We start from the raw sequence: 16,293 nt of genomic DNA, 5'->3' as shown, positions 1-16,293 counted from the left end.
GGGGAGACACCATGGCCGACCGCTATCTGAGCTTCACCGGCACCGCACCAGGCCGCTTCCTCACCCGGCGGCTGGGGCTTCCGCAACCGGCGGCCCTACGGCGCTGGTCACCACAGCACCCTTCCCTCGAAGGCGACCTGCTCCATGTCACGGCCGGCAAGTCCGACCTCGGCCTCGACGGCACCGGCCTCCCCCTGACCCGTGCGACCGAGCGGCCCGCCGCCGTCCTGCTCGACGCCACCGGCGTCAGGGACGTCGACGGTCTCGGCGACGTCCACGCCGCCCTGCATCCCGTCGTGCGGTCGGTCGCCGCGAGCGGCCGGGTCGTCGTGCTCGGCGCCCCCCTCGACCCCGCCGACCACCACCAGTCCGCCGCCCAGCAGGCCCTGGAGGGCTTCACGCGCTCGCTCGGCAAGGAGATCGGCCGGGGGCGGACCGTGAACCTCGTGCGGGTGACCGACGCGATCGCCGCCGAGTCGACGCTGCGTTTCCTGCTGTCGCCCAAGTCGGCCTACGTCAGCGGGCAGGTGATCGAGGTCGGCGACCGGCACGTCACCGCCCCCGCCGACTGGGATCTGCCCCTGGCCGGCCAGACCGCCCTGGTCACCGGCGGCGCGCGCGGGATCGGCGAGGCCGTCGCCGCGACACTGGCGAGGGACGGGGCGCGGGTCGTCGTACTGGACGTGCCGCAGGCCGAGGAGGACGCCCGGCGGGTCGCCGAACGGCTCGGTGGCAGCGCCCTGGCCCTCGACATCACCGCCGCCGACGCGGGCGAGCGGATCGCGGCCGGGCTGCCCGCGGGCGTGGACGTGCTCGTCCACAACGCCGGCGTCACCCGCGACCGGCGGCTGGTCAACATGCCTGCCGACAGATGGAGTTCGGTACTGGAGGTGAACCTGGCGAGTGTGCTGCGCACGACGGACGCGCTGCTCGCGGCAGGGGCGCTGAATCAGGGCGGACGGATCGTGGCGACGGCCTCGATCGCCGGGCTCGCGGGCAACGCGGGGCAGACCAACTACGGCGCGAGCAAGGCGGGCGTCGTCGGACTGGTCCGCTCGCTCGCGCCCCGGGCACTCGCCGAGCACGGGGTGACGGTTAACGCGGTCGCGCCGGGATTCATCGAGACGAGGATGACCGCGGCCGTCCCCCTGTTCATCCGCGAGGCGGGCCGCCGGATGAACTCGCTCGCCCAGGGCGGCCTGCCCGTCGACGTCGCCGAGACCACCGCCTGGCTCGCCCATCCGGCCTCCGGCGCGGTCAACGGACAGGTCGTGCGGGTCTGCGGCCAGAGCCTGCTGGGGGCCTAGTGACGACCGCCCCTACCGTCGTCGCCCTGCCCGGCTCGCCCGCCCTGGCTCCCCTGCTGGCCCGCGGCGCCCTGCTCTCCCCCTTCAAACGCCCCCGCCCGGACGCCGGCTTCCCCCGCACCCGGCTCGTCCTGCCGGGCCTGCGCGTCGACCTCGCGCGGCTGGCGGCGTACGAGCGGGTGTGCGGCTTTCCCACGGGCGACGACGCGCTGCCGTTGACCTACCCGCACGTCCTCGGCTTCCCGGCGGCCATGCGGCTGATGAGCCACCGGAGCTTCCCGCTGCCGCTCCTCGGACTCGTCCACACGTCGATCGAGATCACCCGGCACCGGGACCTGACCGCCACGGGGACCTACGAACTCGGCGTGTACGTCGACGGGTTGGCGCCGCACCGGCGGGGGACCGAGGCCGCGGTGGTCACCGAGATGCGGGCCGGGGACGAGGTGGTGTGGGAGTCCAGGAGCACCTATCTGGCACGGCACCGGACGGACGGCCCGAGGGCCCCGGAGGCGTCGGAGACGGTGGAGCGGACGCCGTTGCCCGCCGTCGGCGAGTGGCGGGTCGCCGCGGACGTCGGGCGGCGCTACGGCGCGGCCTCCGGGGACCGCAACCCGATCCACCTGCACCCGCTCACCGCCCGCCTGTTCGGCTTCCCACGGGCCATCGCGCACGGCATGTGGACGGTCGCCCGCTGCCTGGCCGCGCACGGCACACCACCGGCGGTACGGGTACGGGCGGAGTTCCGTGCGCCGGTGCTGCTGCCGGGCACCGTGACGTACGCGGCGCGGGACGGGGGGTTCGAGCTGCGCGACGGGGACCGCGTTCACGTGACCGGGACGGTCTCCCCGCTCGGGTCGCTCGGGTCGCTCGGGCGACTGGGACCGCTCGGGTCGTGAGCCGCGTCGGGGGGCGACCACGGACGGCCGTCCATCAGGTTGCCCAGCCCCGCCCACGCGAAGTTCATCAGGGTCGCCGCGGCCTGCCTGGCCGTGGTGCCCGGCGTGGCGTTGGCCCAGGCGGCGAGTGACTCGGCGGCGCCCACCAGGGCCTCGGCGAGGCCGGCCACCTCGCCTTCGGGAAGGTCGGGGTCGCGGTGGGCCTCGCGGGCCGTGGCGGCGATCAGCTGGGTCACGAAGGCGACGATCTCCTCGCGCATCGCGGTGACCTCGGCGGCGAACGGCTCACCGTGGGTGCGGGCCTGGAGATGCAGGACCGACCAGGCGTCCGGGTGCCGCGCGGTGTGCGTGAAGAACGCCCGCAGGCCCTCCCAGAGCCGGCGGTCGGCGGGCAGGTCACGGTGGACGCCGGCCCGCACCGCCTCGGTGAGGGCTTTGGCCTCACGGCGGATGCAGGCGGTGAAGAGGTCTTCCTTGGAGTTCAGGTACAGGTACACCAACGGCTTGGACACGCCCGCGAGTTCGGCGATCTCGTCCATCGACGCGGCCATGTACCCCCGCTGCCCGAAGGTTCGCACGGCGGCGTCCAGCATCTGCTGCTCCCGGACGGCCCGCGGCATCCGCTTGCTCTTCACGGCACCCATGGGGCAAGGGTAGTTGCGTCCGGCTGTGGGCAACGCCTCGCAGCGGTCCCTCAGGAAGCCGAGCCCTGCGCCCGCGCGGAGTCGTCGGCCATGTCCTCCTGGCTGCGGTTGGCGTCCAGGTTGGCCTTCACGCGGTCGACCTTCCGGACGACCTGGACCGAGGCGCGGTCCCGCTCCTTGCGCAGCGCGACGAAGCTGATCGGGGCGGAGATCACCAGGGCGAGCAGGACGACCCACATGCCGTTGGACTGGCCGAGGCCGCGCGGGACGACACCGGAGTAGACCAGGCCCCAGACGACCACGAGGCAGCCCACGAAGATTCCGAGGCGCATCAGTGTGTAGCGGAGCATCTCAATCCACTCTTCCGTTTCGAAACGTTTCGAACTGTCCGGATGTCCCCAAAGGGGCACCGTCCAGTGAAGCATGTCCGGCACCCGATCTTGCAGGGGGGTGCGGGGCCGGCGGGGCGCTCAGAGGAGGGGCAGCAACATGAAGACGTCGTCGCGGTCGTCGCCGGGCGCGACGCGTATCGCGCCGGGTATCCGGCCGACCTCCTTGTAGCCACAGGAGCCGTAGAACCGCTCCAGGCCGAGGCCGCCGCGGCAGGTGAGGCGGATCGCCTCGATGCCGTCGAGGGTGCGGGCCGCGTCCGCGGCGGCGGCCAGCAGGTCCCGGCCGTACCCCTTGCCCTGGTGCCGCGGGTGCACCATCACCGTGTACAGCCAGACCCAGTGGGTCATCAGCCGGTGGGTGTTGAGGGTGACGAAGGCCGCGGCGGCGACCCGAGAGGCCTCGTCGTGCCCGACAAGCAGTCGGGTGCGCCCCTCCGACATCGCGGCGAAGTGGCCCACCAGCGACGGCCGGACCATCTCCCGGTCCACCGGCGGCACGAACCCGACGGCACCGCCGGCGTTGGAGACGTCCGTCCACAGATCGAGAAGGCCGTCCCGCAGGTCGGGCGTCACGGCGGGCTCGAAGGTGAAGGTAAGGGACATGTCTGGAGACTAGCCATTACACGCTGCGGGCCTCAAGTGCGTTCTCACGTCACGTACGTCACCCACGCAAAGGGGCGCGGGGGAACCGTGCGACCAGCCCCCACGCGCCCTCGGCCGGGAACGCCACTCACACCCGCATCGGCTGCGGAGTCTCCCGGCGCGCCGCGTCGGGACCCTCGTACTCGCGGATGATCTCGTACCGCGTGTTCCGCTCCACCGGCCGGAAGCCCGCGTCGCGGATGAGGTCGAGGAGGTCCTCGCGGGTCAGCTTGTTGGGCGTGCCGTAGTTGTCGGCGTCGTGCGTGATCTTGTACTCGACGACCGATCCGTCCATGTCGTCGGCGCCGTGCTGGAGGGCCAGCTGGGCGGTCTGGACGCCGTGCATGACCCAGAAGACCTTGACGTGCGGGACGTTGTCGAAGAGCAGCCGGGAGACCGCGAAGGTCTTCAGCGCCTCGGCACCGGTGGCCATCTGGGTACGGGCCTGGAGGCGGTTGCGCACCTTGCCGTCCTGCATGTCCACGAAGTCGTGCTGGTAGCGCAGCGGGATGAAGACCTGGAAGCCGCCGGTCTCGTCCTGGAGCTCACGCAGCCGCAGCACGTGGTCCACCCGGTGCCTCGGCTCCTCGATGTGGCCGTACAGCATGGTGGCCGGGGTCTTCAGACCCTTCTCGTGCGCCAGGCGGTGGATGCGCGACCAGTCCTCCCAGTGGGTGCGGTGGTCGACGATGTGCTGCCGGACCTCCCAGTCGAAGATCTCCGCGCCGCCGCCGGTGAGGGACTCCAGACCGGCGTCGATCAGCTCGTCGAGGATCTCGGACGCGGACAGGCCGGAGATGGTCTCGAAGTGGTGGATCTCGGTGGCGGTGAAGGCCTTGAGGGAGACGTTCGGCAGGGCCTTCTTCAGCTCGCTGAGCGAGCGCGGGTAGTAGCGCCACGGCAGGTTGGGGTGCAGGCCGTTGACGATGTGCAGCTCGGTGAGGTTCTCGCCCTCCATCGCCTTGGCGAGCTTCACCGCCTCCTCGATGCGCATCGTGTACGCGTCCTTCTCGCCCGGCTTGCGCTGGAAGGAGCAGTAGGCGCACGACGCGGTGCACACGTTGGTCATGTTGAGGTGGCGGTTGACGTTGAAGTGGACGACGTCGCCGTTCTTCCGTGTCCGCACCTCGTGCGCGAGACCGCCGAGCCACGCCAGGTCGTCGGACTCGTACAGCGCGATGCCGTCCTCACGGGTCAGCCGCTCACCGGCCCGGACCTTTTCCTCCAGCTCGCGCTTGAGCCCGACATCCATGCTCACACCTCTCTACGACAACTCGGCCAACGCTACTCCCCACCCTCCGGGTGGGCGGTGCCCCCGTACGGCGCTTCGCGCCTACGCCTCTTCCGGCAGCTCGCCCACCCGGTTCTCCCACTTCGTGGAGAGCACGATGGTGGTACGGGTCCGGGAGACACCCTTGGTCCCGCTCAGCCGGCGGATGATCTTCTCCAGGCCGTCGACGTCGTTCGCCCGCACCTTGAGCATGAAGGAGTCGTCGCCGGCGATGAACCAGCAGTCCTCGATCTCGCCGAGGTCCTTCATCCGGGCCGCCACGTCCTCGTGGTCGGCGGCGTCGGAGAGGGAGATTCCGATCAGGGCGGTCACGCCGAGGCCGAGCGAGGCGGAGTCCACCGTGGCGCGGTAGCCGGTGATGACGCCGGCCGCCTCCAGCCGGTTGATGCGGTCGGTGACGCTGGGTCCCGACAGACCGACGAGGCGCCCCAGCTCCGCGTACGAGGCCCGGCCGTTCTCCCTCAGGGCCTGGATGAGCTGCCTGTCCACCGCGTCCATGCGATCGAAGCCTTCCACTGAAAGTTCCGGAGTGATGAGAGGTACTGCGACTTGCTCAGATGGCGCTCAGGTCGTACGGGTTGCGTCGCCTCCGCCGAGCTCGCCCTTCCAGCGGCGGTACAGACCGTGTTCGACGCCCGCCGCGTCGAGAACCCGTCCGGCGACGAAGTCCACCAGGTCCTGGATGTGCGTGGCGCCCGCGTAGAAGGCGGGCGAGGCCGGTACGACGCTCGCACCGGCGTCGTCGAGGGTGACCAGGTGCCGCAGGGTCTGCCCGTTCAGCGGGGTCTCCCGCACGGCGACGACCAGCGGCCGCCGCTCCTTGAGGGTGACGCCGGCGGCCCGCTGCAGCAGGTCCTTGGAGAGCCCGAGGGCGACTCCGGCGACGCACGCCGTCGACGCGGGCACGATCAGCATGCCCTTCGAGGGGTACGACCCGGACGACGGCCCCGCCGCGAGGTCCCCGGCACTCCAGTGCCGTACGCCGTCGACGTCGGTCTCGAAGGTCCCCGGCTTCCCGTCGGCCCCCCTGGACAGCCATTCCCGCAGGTCGTCCTGCCAGTGGGCGTCCCGGAAGGAGATCTGGGTCTCGTCGAGCAGGGTCAGCCGGGAAGCCCGGCTGACCACCAGGTCGACGCTCTCCCCCGCCTCCAGGAGCGCACGGAGCACGGCAGCCGCGTACGGCGTGCCGGACGCCCCCGACACCCCCACGATCCAAGGCCTGCGCTGCGTTTCCCCTGCGTTCACACCTTGAGCCTACCGGCGGGGACCTTGGTGAGGTGCGTCAGGAGTCCGGGGCGCCGGGCCGGGCGGCGGTGTGGAAGGTCAGGCGCCCCGCTCAGCTCCGGCGCGGCCGCTCACACCGTCAGTCCCCGAACCAGGAGATCGAGCAGGGCGCACACGAACAGGGCAATGCCGATGAAGCCGTTGACGCTGAAGAACGCCCTGTTCAGCCGGGACAGATCGTGCGGGCGCACGATGGAGTGCTCGTAGACGAACGCGCCGGCGACGATCATCAGGCCGAGCCAGAAGAAGGTGCCCGCGTCCGTCGCCACCGCATACCAGACCAGCAGCACCGTGGTGAGCACGTGGCAGACCCGGGCGCCGTGGATCGCCGCCGGGGCGCCGAAGCGGGCCGGGACCGACATGACGCCGGTCTCGCGGTCGGTGTCGATGTCCTGGCAGGCGTAGATCAGGTCGAAGCCGCCGATCCAGATGCCGACGGCGAGGCCGAGGATCACCGCGTCCCAGGACCACTCACCCGTGATCGCCAGCCAGCCGCCGACCGGGCCCATCGCCTGCGCGAGCCCGAGGATGGCCTGCGGGAAGTTCGTGAACCGTTTGCCGTAGGGGTAGACCACCATCGGGATCACCGCGATGGGGGCGAGGGCCAGGCACAGGGGGTTCAGCAGGGCCGCCGAGCCGAGGAAGACCACCAGCGCGATCAGCGCGCCCGTCCAGGCGTGCTTCACCGACATGGCCCCGGTGACCAGTTCACGGTGGGCCGTGCGCGGGTTACGGGCGTCGATCTCGCGGTCGATGATCCGGTTGACCGCCATCGCGAAGGTGCGCAGGCCGACCATGCAGACCGTGACCAGGAGGAGACGGCCCCAGTGGATGTTGCGGTCCCACTGGAACATCGCGGTGAGGGCGGCGATGTAGGCGAAGGGCAGGGCGAAGACCGAGTGCTCGATCATCACCAGGCGCAGGAAGGCCTTCGTGCGCCCCGGCTGCGGGATCGCGGCTGACGCGCTGCTCACAGTCCGTACTCCTTCCAGCGGCGGTCGACCTTCGCCGCCGTCTCGGGGTCGGACAGCACCATCTCGGGCCAGCCGCCGTCTCGCGTGTAGCCCTCCTCGGGCCACTTCCTCGTCGCGTCGATGCCCGCCTTGCCACCCCAGAACTGCTGGTAGCTGGCGTGGTCGAGATGGTCGACGGGACCCTCCACGACCGAGAGGTCACGGGCGTAGTCGGTGTTGCCGAGGGCCCGCCAGGCGACCTCGTGCAGGTCGTGGACGTCGCAGTCGGCGTCGACGACCACGATCAGCTTGGTCAGGGACATCATGTGTGCCCCCCAGACCGCGTGCATCACCTTCTGCGCGTGCTTGGGGTACTTCTTGTCGATCGAGACGATCGCGCAGTTGTGGAAGCCGCCGGCCTCGGGCAGGTGGTAGTCCACGATGTCCGGGACGATGATCTTCAGGAGGGGGAGGAAGAAGCGTTCGGTGGCGCGGCCGAGGGGTCCGTCCTCCGTGGGAGGCCGGCCCACGACGATCGACTGCAGCAGCGGCCGCTTCCGCATCGTCACGCAGTCGATCCTCAGCGCGGGGAACGGCTCCTGAGGGGTGTAGAACCCGGTGTGGTCCCCGAAGGGGCCCTCCGGGAGCATCTCCCCCGGCTCCAGCCAGCCCTCGATCACGACCTCCGCCTGCGCCGGGACCTGGAGCGGGACGGTCTTGCAGTCGACCATCTCGATCCGCTTGCCGGCGATGAACCCGGCGAAGAGGTACTCGTCGATGTCACCGGGGAGCGGGGCGGTGGAGGCGTAGGTGACGGCCGGGGGGCAGCCGAAGGCGATCGCGACGGGCAGGCGCTCTCCCCTGCGGGCCGCCACCTGGTAGTGGTTGCGGCTGTCCTTGTGGATCTGCCAGTGCATGCCGATGGTGCGCTTGTCGTGCCGCTGGAGCCGGTACAGGCCGAGGTTGCGGATCCCGCTCTCCGGGTCCTTGGTGTGGGTGAGCCCCAGGTTGAAGAAGGAGCCGCCGTCCTGCGGCCAGGTGAACAGGGCGGGCAGCCGGTCGAGGTCGACGTCGTCGCCGTGCAGCACCACCTCCTGCACGGGCGCGTCCCCGGCCTTCACCTTCTTGGGTGGTACGTGCGTCATCGCGCCGAGCTTCCCGAAGGCCTCGCGGACACCCACGAAGCCCTGCGGCAGCTCCGGCCGCAGCAGCCCGCCGATCTTCTCGGAGATCTCGCCGTACGACTTCAGCCCCAGCGCCTTCAGCAGGCGCCGGTCGGTCCCGAAGACGTTCATCGCGAGGGGCATGTCGGAGCCCTTCACGTTCTCGAAGAGCAGCGCCGGGCCGCCGGACTTCTGTACCCGGTCGACGATCTCCCCGACCTCCAGATACGGGTCCACCTCGGCCTTGACGCGCTTGAGGTCACCCTCGCGCTCCAGAGCCCTGAGCAGGGAACGAAGATCGTCGTAAGCCATGGGGTCAAGTATCCCCGAGCCGCTACCCTGGCCCCGTACCTGGGGTCCCTGCCCGTGGCCCCATGACCGTTCCGACTGGAGAGGCCCCATGCTCCGGGTACTGATGTTCCTCGTCCCCCTGGCGCTCAGCGTCTACGCGTTCATCGACTGCATCAGCACGAAGGACGAGGACGTCCGCCACATGCCCAAGCCGCTGTGGGCCATCCTCGTGCTGGTGTTCCCGCTCGCCGGTTCGATCTCCTGGCTCATCGCCGGCAAGAAGCGGCACCCGGCCGGCCCGGCGGGCCCCGGCGGCGCTCCGTGGAGCCGGGGCGGCGGGCAGCGGTGGGTGGCGCCCGACGACAACCCGGAGTTCCTCAAGTCGCTCAAGGACGAGGACGGCGACGGGGACGAGGAGCGCAAGAGGCGCGACGAGGGCCCCGGGGCCGGCTGAAGGAGCCGCGGCTGCTCGCCCCTTTCGGGAAGGCCGCCACCGCGCTGAGCCTCACCGGGGCGGCGGCCGGGCTGGGATCCGCGCATCTCGTCGCCGTCCGAGGTGACGGTCGCCGCGGAACGCGCGGGGGACGCCCGTACGGCTGACCTGGCGGCCGCCGTTCACGCTTGGCACGCCGCCGGCGTGGCGTTCGGGGAAGCGGATTCCGGCGCAGGTCCGGCTGTTCGCCGCACAGGCACGGGGGCTGGTGTCCGAGCAGGCCGTGCCGGTGTGTCCTCGAGGCTCGCCGCCACGATCAGCGGGACGCCGAGGACCTGTACCGCGCCGGTGCGGTGGCCGTGGACCTGCCGGTCCACGCCCGTCGCGACCGCCGGGCAGGCGGAGGCCGTTACGGCGATCTTCGCGGTGAGCAGTGGGGGTACGACGCCACAAGGGGCGCCGGCGTTCGGCGTCGGGGCGGATCGGACCGCCTCAGCGCAGCCGCGACGACGACAGGATCGACAGCAGGTGGGCCGGGACCATCACCCACGTGATGACGGCGAGGGCGCCCAGCGCCCAGCGGGTGGGTTCGATGCCGCCGGTGACCTGGTCGGCCACCGCCGCGACCAGCAGCACCAGGGACGCCTCGATGCCGTTCGTCACGCGGTGGATCTTGAAGGCGGCGGCCAGGCGGCGGACCGTGGCCACGCCCTGCGAACGCGGCCGGGTCGACTCGTCGTCGACGACGCCGAGGCCCCGGCGGGCGCGGGCGACGTCCACGAGGTCGGTCGACGCCTTCAGCAGGACGACGCCGAGCGCGGTGGCGATGCCGACCGACAGCCAGCCGCCGACGCCGGACTCGGCGGCCCGGTATCCCGCGCCCGCCAGCAGCGCGGCGTCGGCCAGGTAGGCGCCGAGCCGGTCGACGTATATGCCGGCCGCGCTGTTCTGGCCCTTCCAGCGGGCGACTTCGCCGTCCACGCAGTCGAAGAGGAGGAACAGCTGCATGAGGACGACGGCCAGGACGGCGCCCGTCAGACCCGGGATCATCAGCGCGGCACCGGAGGCCACCCCGCACACCACCATCGTCCAGGTCAGCTGGTCGGGGGTGACGGGCGTGCGCACCAGCTGCCGGGTGAACCGCAGTGAGAGGCGGCGCATGTAGAGCCGGCCCGCCCAGTGCTCGCCGTTGCGGCTCGCCAGCTTGGCATGCGGCTGGCAGACCTCCCGCAGCTCCTCCAGAACCGGCGCGGCAACCATGAACGTCCTCCCAGGGGGCCCAACTGCCGCGGACACGGCGGTGGTCGGGACAGGTTACCCGCCCTGCTCCTGGACATTTGCCGGGCGTTTTTGACACGGTGTGACGCACCGATCCGTATTCGAACACGCGATCGATGCAACCCCACGGAAGGCCCGCCGTGTCCCTCGACTTCTACACCGCCCAGAGCCCCTTCACCGATCCCGGCGCCCTCACCCCCCACTACGCCGGCCTCCCGGACGACCCCGCCGAACTGGCCCGCGTGGCACGGGACCTGCTGATCCACCGAGGGGAGGGCGAGGCCTTCGGGTACGACATCCCGCAGGACCGCCTCCACCACGACGCCGAGACGAGGTACGCCGACGACATCCTGCGCCTGCTCGTCGAGCGCGACGACGCCCCGCTCGCCAGGCGGCGCCCGCTCCAGGACCGTTTCGTCGGGGTCTGCCGCGACTTCGCGCTGCTGCACTGCTCGTTCCTGCGCCACCGGGGTGTCCCGGCCCGGCTGCGGTCCGGCTTCGCCGACTACTTCCGCGCCGACGGCTTCCACTGCGACCACGTCGTCACCGAGTACTGGGACGACAGGCGCGGCACCTGGCTCCTGGCCGACGCCCAGCTCGCCGAACCCGCGCTGCACGGCGGCTGGGACGTCGACTTCGACCTGATGGACGTCCCCCGCGACCGCTTCCTCGTCGCGGGCGAGGCCTGGCGGGCCATCCGCGAGCGCGGGGCGGACCCGGCCACCTTCGGGCTGCATCCGCCGCAGGAGGGCCCCTTCTTCGGCGAACGGTTCGTGGCCGGCAACGTCCGGCTCGACCTCGCGGCCCTCAACAAGGTGGAGACCCTGCTGTGGGACGTCTGGAGCGAGGAGGAGGGCGTGGAGCCGGGCCGGCCGCTGTCGAAGTCCGCCCGCGTCCCGTACGACCGTGCCGCCCTGATCACCTGCGGCGACGTGCCCTTCGACGCCGTCCGGCAGCTGTTCGCCGAGGACGACGTCCTGCGCACCCCGCGGACCGTGCTGTGCATGGCGCAGTACAACGGCACGAGCGAGGTGACCTTGCGTCAGGACCTGCCTTAGGGCGGATCGTCGGGGAGAGTGAGGTCATGGACAGTGTGGATCTGGCAACCGCGCGCGCCTGGCTCGGCACCGCCGTCGAGGAGGCCCGGGCCGGGCTCGCCGAGGGCGGCATCCCGATCGGCGCCGCGTTGTACGGCGCCGACGGCGCTCTCCTGGGCCGCGGCCACAACCGCCGCGTCCAGGACGACGACCCCTCGACGCACGCGGAGACGGCCGCCTTCCGGGCGGCGGGTCGGCAGCGGTCGTACCGCGGGACGACGATGGTGACCACCCTCTCGCCGTGTTGGTACTGCTCCGGGCTGGTCCGTCAGTTCGGCATCTCGCGGGTCGTGGTCGGCGAGGCGGTCACCTTCGACGGCGGCCACGACTGGCTGGCCGAACACGGCGTGGAGATCGTGCTGCTGGACGACCCCGGATGCGTGGGGATGATGCGCGACTTCATCAGGGACCAACCGGCCCTGTGGAACGAGGACATCGGTGACTGACGCGAGAGTTTCGTAACGCAACGGACACCACGGGGTCTGGCACGCACCAACTCCCCCTCCTTACTCTGATGTTGGAGTCTCTGGGGGGAGAGATGCGGTGGGCAGACGGTTGCACGGGCGCGGGGCGCTGTTCGACACGGATCCGGCCGGTCTTGTTCCGCGACTCGTGGGCCTGCGCCCGCACCAGCACCGGGCCACTCCCGTCGAGCATCCGAGGGAGCTGCCCTACGTCCTGCTCGCCGGCGGACGCGGGCTCGGCAAGAGCGCGGTGCTCGGCGAGCTGCGGGACGCCTACAAGGGGCACACCCCGGTCGCGTTGATCGACTGCGAGGACGTCCAGTTCGCGGGCCCGTCCGGCGGGCGGCCCGCCGAGGCCTGGTCGCCGGTGTCGCAGGCGCTGCTGGTCGTGGCCGAGCAGCTCGCCGAGCCGGTGACCGGCGCCGGACGGATCACGTTCCCGCGGCTGATGTCGGGGCTGGTCGCGGTCGCGGCGGGCGGCTGGGGCGACGCCGACTCCGAACGGGTCCGGCGCGAGGTGGAGCGGATCCTGCTGCTGAACGAGGGCGGGTCGTGGATCGCCGGGTTCGCGGGGCGGATGGCCGGCCGGGTCACCGCCAACGTCGTCGCGGCGGTGAGCGGCACCGGGCCGCTCGTCGCGTCGGCGATCGAGGCGACCCTGGAGTCCTTCTCCGACAGCTTCGTCAACCGGCGCCAGCAGCGGGCCTCCGCCTGGTGGCACGACTACCCGAACGCGGGCCGCGACGCCCGGCGCGGCCTGATCCTGCTGTCCGGGCACTTCCGGGCCGGCGGCGCCTCCCGGGAGCACGCCGAGCGGTATCTCGTACGGGCGCTGCTCGCCGACCTGAACGACGCGTACGCGGGGGTGCTGCCGAGGATGCAGCGGCTGGGGCGGCCCGTCGTGCTCGTCGACAACGCGCAGACCGCGCCCGGGCCGGGCCTGGCGGACGCCGTGCTGCGCGACCGGGCCGAGGGCGTCGCCGACCAGGTCGTGTTCGTCTCCGGCCTGCGCGGCACCGGGCACCCCGCACTGCGCAGTGCCGTACGCAGGACGCTGGCCGAGGTCGCGCGGCGCAGCGACTGGACGCCGGACCCGGCGGCCCCGTCCTCCCGGGTTCTGCTGGTGACGCTGCCGCCACTGAGCCCCGACGACACCCTGCACCTGGTGGGCGCGGCCTGCGCCGACACCCCACTGCCACCCCAACTGCCGTACGCCACCTATCGGTTGACCCGGGGCAACCCGTTGGGGATCGTGCTGCTCGCCGAGTCCGCCGCGCAGAACCTGCCGGGTGCCGCCTCCCTCGGTGAGCTGCTGACCGCGGACGTACGGCTGCACGACGACCGCGACGGCCGGGCGGCCTACCTGGAACTCCTCGACCGGCTGGTGCCCTCCGACCGGCTGGACGAGCTGACCGTGCTGGCCGCCTCGCACGACCACGACTCGGCCCGCGCGCTCGCCGAGGCACTGCTGCCGGACGACTTCGGCCCGGCGGACGTACGGGCGCTGGAGACCCGGCTCCTGGCGGAGGGGCTGCCGCAGGTGCCGGGCCGGTTCGTCGGGGACTCCTTCGTACGGACCCTGCTGTTGCTGCGGCTGCACCACCGGGACGCGGACCACGGGCAGTGGCGCCGGGCGCACGAGACGCTGATCCGCCACTACGCGCCGCTCACCGCCGACGACGACCCCTCCCGGGCCCGCTACCGGCTGCATCACGAACTCGCCGTGGACGGGGCGGAGTCGGCGGTGGCGTATCTGCGCGACACCTTTCCGACCCTGGACATCCGCGTCTGGCTGCGGTCGCTGCGGTTCATCGCCTCGGCGCCCTACTTCCACGCGCACGACGAGGAGGGCCACGACTTCGCGGGACGGGACGACCGGCGGGCGGCGGTCGCGCTCGGCCGCACGGACGCCCAGTACGGCGTGCCGGAGGGCGTGGACCCCGTACTGCACCTGCGCGTACGGCGGTTGCTGCACGCCGTGTGGCAGCTGACCGACCCGCTCGCGCTGCCCGACCCGAAGGTGTGCGACCGGCTGCGGTTCGAGCTGGAGCAGCTGTCCAACCTGCGTCCCGCGGGCAACGCGCTGCTGTGGCGGGCCTCGCGGGACTGGCCCGAGGACGCGCTCGCCGGGCGGTCGTTGCGCGTCCCGGACGACGACGAGGACGAACCGGACGGGGAGGCGTGATGGCGGGGTTCGCTGCACGGTTGCGGGAGGGCGTCTGGGAGATCCCCCTGCGCCGCTATCTCGCCCTGCTGGTCGCCGCGGCGGTGGTGGCCGGGCTGGTCCTCGGCGTCCGGGCACTCGCGCACGACGACCGGTCGTGCGCCGCCGGGGTGGTCCGGCCCGAGGGCAGCGACGAGTGCGTGGGCGTGTCGGCGACGGACTACTACTTCGGACGGCCCCAGCTCAGGGAGACGGTCCAGGCGATCGCGCGGGAGAACAGGTCGCTGAAGGCCGGCAGCTATGTCACCGTCGCCCTCCTCGAACCGTTCACCGCGACGGACGCCGACAACCTCGGTGACGTCCTGCACGAGTTGCAGGGCGCGTACCTGGCGCAGTACCAGGCCAACCACAAGTCGGCCGGGCAGACGCCGGCGGTCCGGCTGGTGCTGGCCAACCCCGGGGCGACCGGCGCGCATTGGGAGCACACGGTCGACCAGCTGGAGGCGATGACGAAGGGCCCGGACCGGCTGCGGGCGGTGACCGGGGTCGGGCTGAGCACCGAGAACAACAAGAGGGCCGTCGCCGAGCTGACCCGGCGCGGGATCCCGGTCATCGGCACCTCCATCACCGCCGACGACCTCGCCAACGGACAGGACGGCACCGACCCGTTCCCGGGGCTGGCCCGGGTCTCCCCCACCAACACCGACGAGGCCCGCGCGCTCGCCTCGTTCGCCAAGGTCACCGCCGGCAAGGCGCTGCTGGTCTACGACAAGCCGGGCGACCCGTACACGACCACCCTGCAGAAGTCGTTCGCGGACCTCATCGAGGGCTCGCCGTACGAACCGCAGCCCTTCACCCCGCCGGACGACCGTAGTCAGGAGGGCACCACCGCCAACACGTTCCGGCAGATCACCCACCTGGTGTGCGACACCGCGCCGGGTACCGACACCATCCTGTTCGCCGGACGCCACACCCAGCTGCGGCAGTTCATCAACGCGCTGGGCGGGCGCGGCTGCCAGGACCGCAGGTTCACCCTGCTGACCGGCGACGAGGGCTCCTACCTCACCGGCGACAGGGAACTCGACCGCAGCGCCCTCGACCACAACCTGTCCGTGCGCTACACCGCTCTCGCCCACCCGGACGCCTGGACGAAGGACCCCGTGAAGACCGGCGGCTCGGCGAAGGACGCGGAGGTCCTGAACGGGCTGCTGGCGAGCAGCAAGCGCGGGCCGGTCGGCCCGATCGGCCCGATCACCCTCCAGGACGGCCAGCTGATCATCGCGTACGACGCCATGCAGCTGGCCGTCAAGGGCATCCGCGAGGCCACCCCCGACGGCAGGGTGGTCCCGCCGCTCGCCGACGTCGGTCTCCAGTGGCCGCAGGTCAAGGGCTCGCTGAAGGTGAGCGGGGCGAGCGGCTGGATCTGTCTGGACGTGCACGGCAATCCGTACGACAAGGCCGTCCCCGTGGTGGAGGTGACCCCGCAGGGCACCAACCGCTTCGTGAAGATCGCCTGGCCGGAGGGGAGGCCGCCGGCGAAGGAGTGCCTGCCGCCGTCCTAGGGGGTGTCCGCGAGCGCGTGGATCAGCCGCTCGAAGCCGGCCCGCCAGTCCTGCTCGGGCTCCCGGTCCCCCTGGAACTCGTGGGTCAGGCGCAGGGCCGACCCGGTGTCCCCGCCCCGCTCCAGCAGGAACCTGACCCGGCCGCCGCCCTCCACCGTGTACTCGGCGACCCGCTCCACGTCCCATGCGGTGACCTGCCCGGCGCCCAGGCCGCGCAGGGTGACCGCACCGCCGAGGCGGGGTTCGAGGACGTCGGCCGGGGTTAACCAGGAGGCGAGCCCGTCCGCGGTGGCCAGCGCGGGCCAGACCGTCTCCACAGGCCGCGGGAGCCGCACCAGGAAGTGCAGGATGTGCGTGTTCCCGTGGGTCTGGCTGGTGCCCTGTTCGACGGATCCGGTCATGACACCAGCGTGACCCGTGGCGGAGGGATGC

17 protein-coding genes are annotated in these 16,293 nt (G+C 71.9%); 7 read left to right on the top strand and 10 right to left on the bottom strand.

Annotated elements, in window-relative coordinates; all coding sequences use genetic code 11:
* Positions 1-11: 11 nt before the first annotated feature.
* Both AQJ84_RS37145 and AQJ84_RS37140 read left to right on the top strand, forming a co-directional pair.
* Entirely contained in the window at positions 12-1,307 is a 1,296-nt protein-coding gene (locus tag AQJ84_RS37145; protein ID WP_053193718.1) for a 3-oxoacyl-ACP reductase, read from the top strand.
* Positions 1,307-2,203 carry a MaoC family dehydratase gene (locus AQJ84_RS37140; RefSeq protein ID WP_107082882.1) on the top strand — a complete coding sequence of 299 codons (897 nt, stop codon included), beginning with the start codon at positions 1,307-1,309 and terminating at the stop codon, positions 2,201-2,203. The genes AQJ84_RS37145 and AQJ84_RS37140 overlap by 1 nt, the downstream gene beginning before the upstream one ends.
* Here the strand turns inward: AQJ84_RS37140 and AQJ84_RS37135 are convergent.
* From AQJ84_RS37135 to AQJ84_RS37100, 8 genes are all read right to left on the bottom strand, one after another.
* The gene (locus AQJ84_RS37135; protein ID WP_030038750.1) at positions 2,131-2,847 is read right to left on the bottom strand and encodes a TetR/AcrR family transcriptional regulator; all 717 of its coding nucleotides are present in this window, start codon (positions 2,845-2,847) and stop codon (positions 2,131-2,133) included. The two genes, AQJ84_RS37140 and AQJ84_RS37135, sit on opposite strands and share 73 nt — an antisense overlap.
* 50 nt (positions 2,848-2,897) lie before the next feature.
* On the bottom strand, positions 2,898-3,197 hold the full coding sequence (locus tag AQJ84_RS37130) for a DUF4229 domain-containing protein (protein ID WP_030038749.1): 300 nt from the start codon (positions 3,195-3,197) through the stop codon (positions 2,898-2,900).
* A 120-nt stretch (positions 3,198-3,317) separates the two neighbouring features.
* Positions 3,318-3,842, bottom strand: a complete 525-nt coding sequence (locus AQJ84_RS37125) for a GNAT family N-acetyltransferase (protein WP_030038748.1) — start codon at positions 3,840-3,842, stop codon at positions 3,318-3,320.
* 127 nt (positions 3,843-3,969) lie between these two features.
* Positions 3,970-5,133: an aminofutalosine synthase MqnE gene (gene mqnE, locus AQJ84_RS37120; RefSeq protein ID WP_030038747.1), complete on the bottom strand. Its 1,164-nt coding sequence runs from the start codon at positions 5,131-5,133 to the stop codon at positions 3,970-3,972.
* A gap of 81 nt (positions 5,134-5,214) precedes the next feature.
* Positions 5,215-5,670: an Lrp/AsnC family transcriptional regulator gene (locus AQJ84_RS37115; RefSeq protein ID WP_030038746.1), complete on the bottom strand. Its 456-nt coding sequence runs from the start codon at positions 5,668-5,670 to the stop codon at positions 5,215-5,217.
* Between the two features lie 66 nt (positions 5,671-5,736).
* Entirely contained in the window at positions 5,737-6,417 is a 681-nt protein-coding gene (locus AQJ84_RS37110) for a UbiX family flavin prenyltransferase (RefSeq protein ID WP_053193721.1), read from the bottom strand.
* Between the two features lie 110 nt (positions 6,418-6,527).
* Positions 6,528-7,430, bottom strand: coding sequence for a menaquinone biosynthesis prenyltransferase MqnP (gene mqnP / locus AQJ84_RS37105; RefSeq protein WP_030038744.1), 903 nt, complete (start codon positions 7,428-7,430; stop codon positions 6,528-6,530).
* Positions 7,427-8,884 (bottom strand): menaquinone biosynthesis decarboxylase, encoded by a 1,458-nt coding sequence (locus AQJ84_RS37100; protein ID WP_030038743.1) that lies wholly within the window; start codon positions 8,882-8,884, stop codon positions 7,427-7,429. The genes mqnP and AQJ84_RS37100 overlap by 4 nt, the downstream gene beginning before the upstream one ends.
* An 88-nt stretch (positions 8,885-8,972) precedes the next feature.
* On the opposite strand from AQJ84_RS37100, the gene AQJ84_RS37095 reads away from it, so the two are divergent.
* A complete protein-coding gene (locus tag AQJ84_RS37095) occupies positions 8,973-9,317 on the top strand; it encodes a PLD nuclease N-terminal domain-containing protein (RefSeq protein WP_030038742.1) in 345 nt (114 codons plus the stop codon).
* A 471-nt stretch (positions 9,318-9,788) separates the two neighbouring features.
* On the opposite strand, the gene AQJ84_RS37090 is transcribed toward AQJ84_RS37095, so the two are convergent.
* A complete protein-coding gene (locus AQJ84_RS37090) occupies positions 9,789-10,556 on the bottom strand; it encodes a CDP-alcohol phosphatidyltransferase family protein (RefSeq protein WP_053193724.1) in 768 nt (255 codons plus the stop codon).
* A 158-nt stretch (positions 10,557-10,714) separates the two neighbouring features.
* Here AQJ84_RS37090 and AQJ84_RS37085 point away from each other — a divergent pair, with 158 nt between their 5' ends.
* The 4 genes from AQJ84_RS37085 (at position 10,715) to AQJ84_RS37070 (ending at position 15,861) form a co-directional block, all read left to right on the top strand.
* Entirely contained in the window at positions 10,715-11,632 is a 918-nt protein-coding gene (locus tag AQJ84_RS37085) for a transglutaminase-like domain-containing protein (protein WP_225889246.1), read from the top strand.
* Between the two features lie 26 nt (positions 11,633-11,658).
* The gene (locus AQJ84_RS37080) at positions 11,659-12,117 is read left to right on the top strand and encodes a nucleoside deaminase (protein WP_030038739.1); all 459 of its coding nucleotides are present in this window, start codon (positions 11,659-11,661) and stop codon (positions 12,115-12,117) included.
* A 97-nt stretch (positions 12,118-12,214) separates the two neighbouring features.
* Positions 12,215-14,320 carry a hypothetical protein gene (locus AQJ84_RS37075; protein ID WP_030038738.1) on the top strand — a complete coding sequence of 702 codons (2,106 nt, stop codon included), beginning with the start codon at positions 12,215-12,217 and terminating at the stop codon, positions 14,318-14,320.
* Complete coding sequence (locus tag AQJ84_RS37070) at positions 14,320-15,861, top strand: type 1 periplasmic-binding domain-containing protein (protein WP_053193726.1); 1,542 nt, start codon at positions 14,320-14,322, stop codon at positions 15,859-15,861. Before AQJ84_RS37075 ends, AQJ84_RS37070 begins: the two co-directional genes overlap by 1 nt.
* Here AQJ84_RS37070 and AQJ84_RS37065 read toward each other — a convergent pair.
* A complete protein-coding gene (locus tag AQJ84_RS37065; RefSeq protein ID WP_030038736.1) occupies positions 15,858-16,262 on the bottom strand; it encodes an SRPBCC domain-containing protein in 405 nt (134 codons plus the stop codon). The two genes, AQJ84_RS37070 and AQJ84_RS37065, sit on opposite strands and share 4 nt — an antisense overlap.
* Positions 16,263-16,293 lie beyond the last annotated feature (31 nt).

It is taken from the genome of Streptomyces resistomycificus (assembly GCF_001514265.1).
Lineage (GTDB): Bacteria > Actinomycetota > Actinomycetes > Streptomycetales > Streptomycetaceae > Streptomyces > Streptomyces resistomycificus.
Note: the sequence above shows the minus strand (reverse complement) of the source record. Positions and strands in the feature narration are given on the sequence as shown.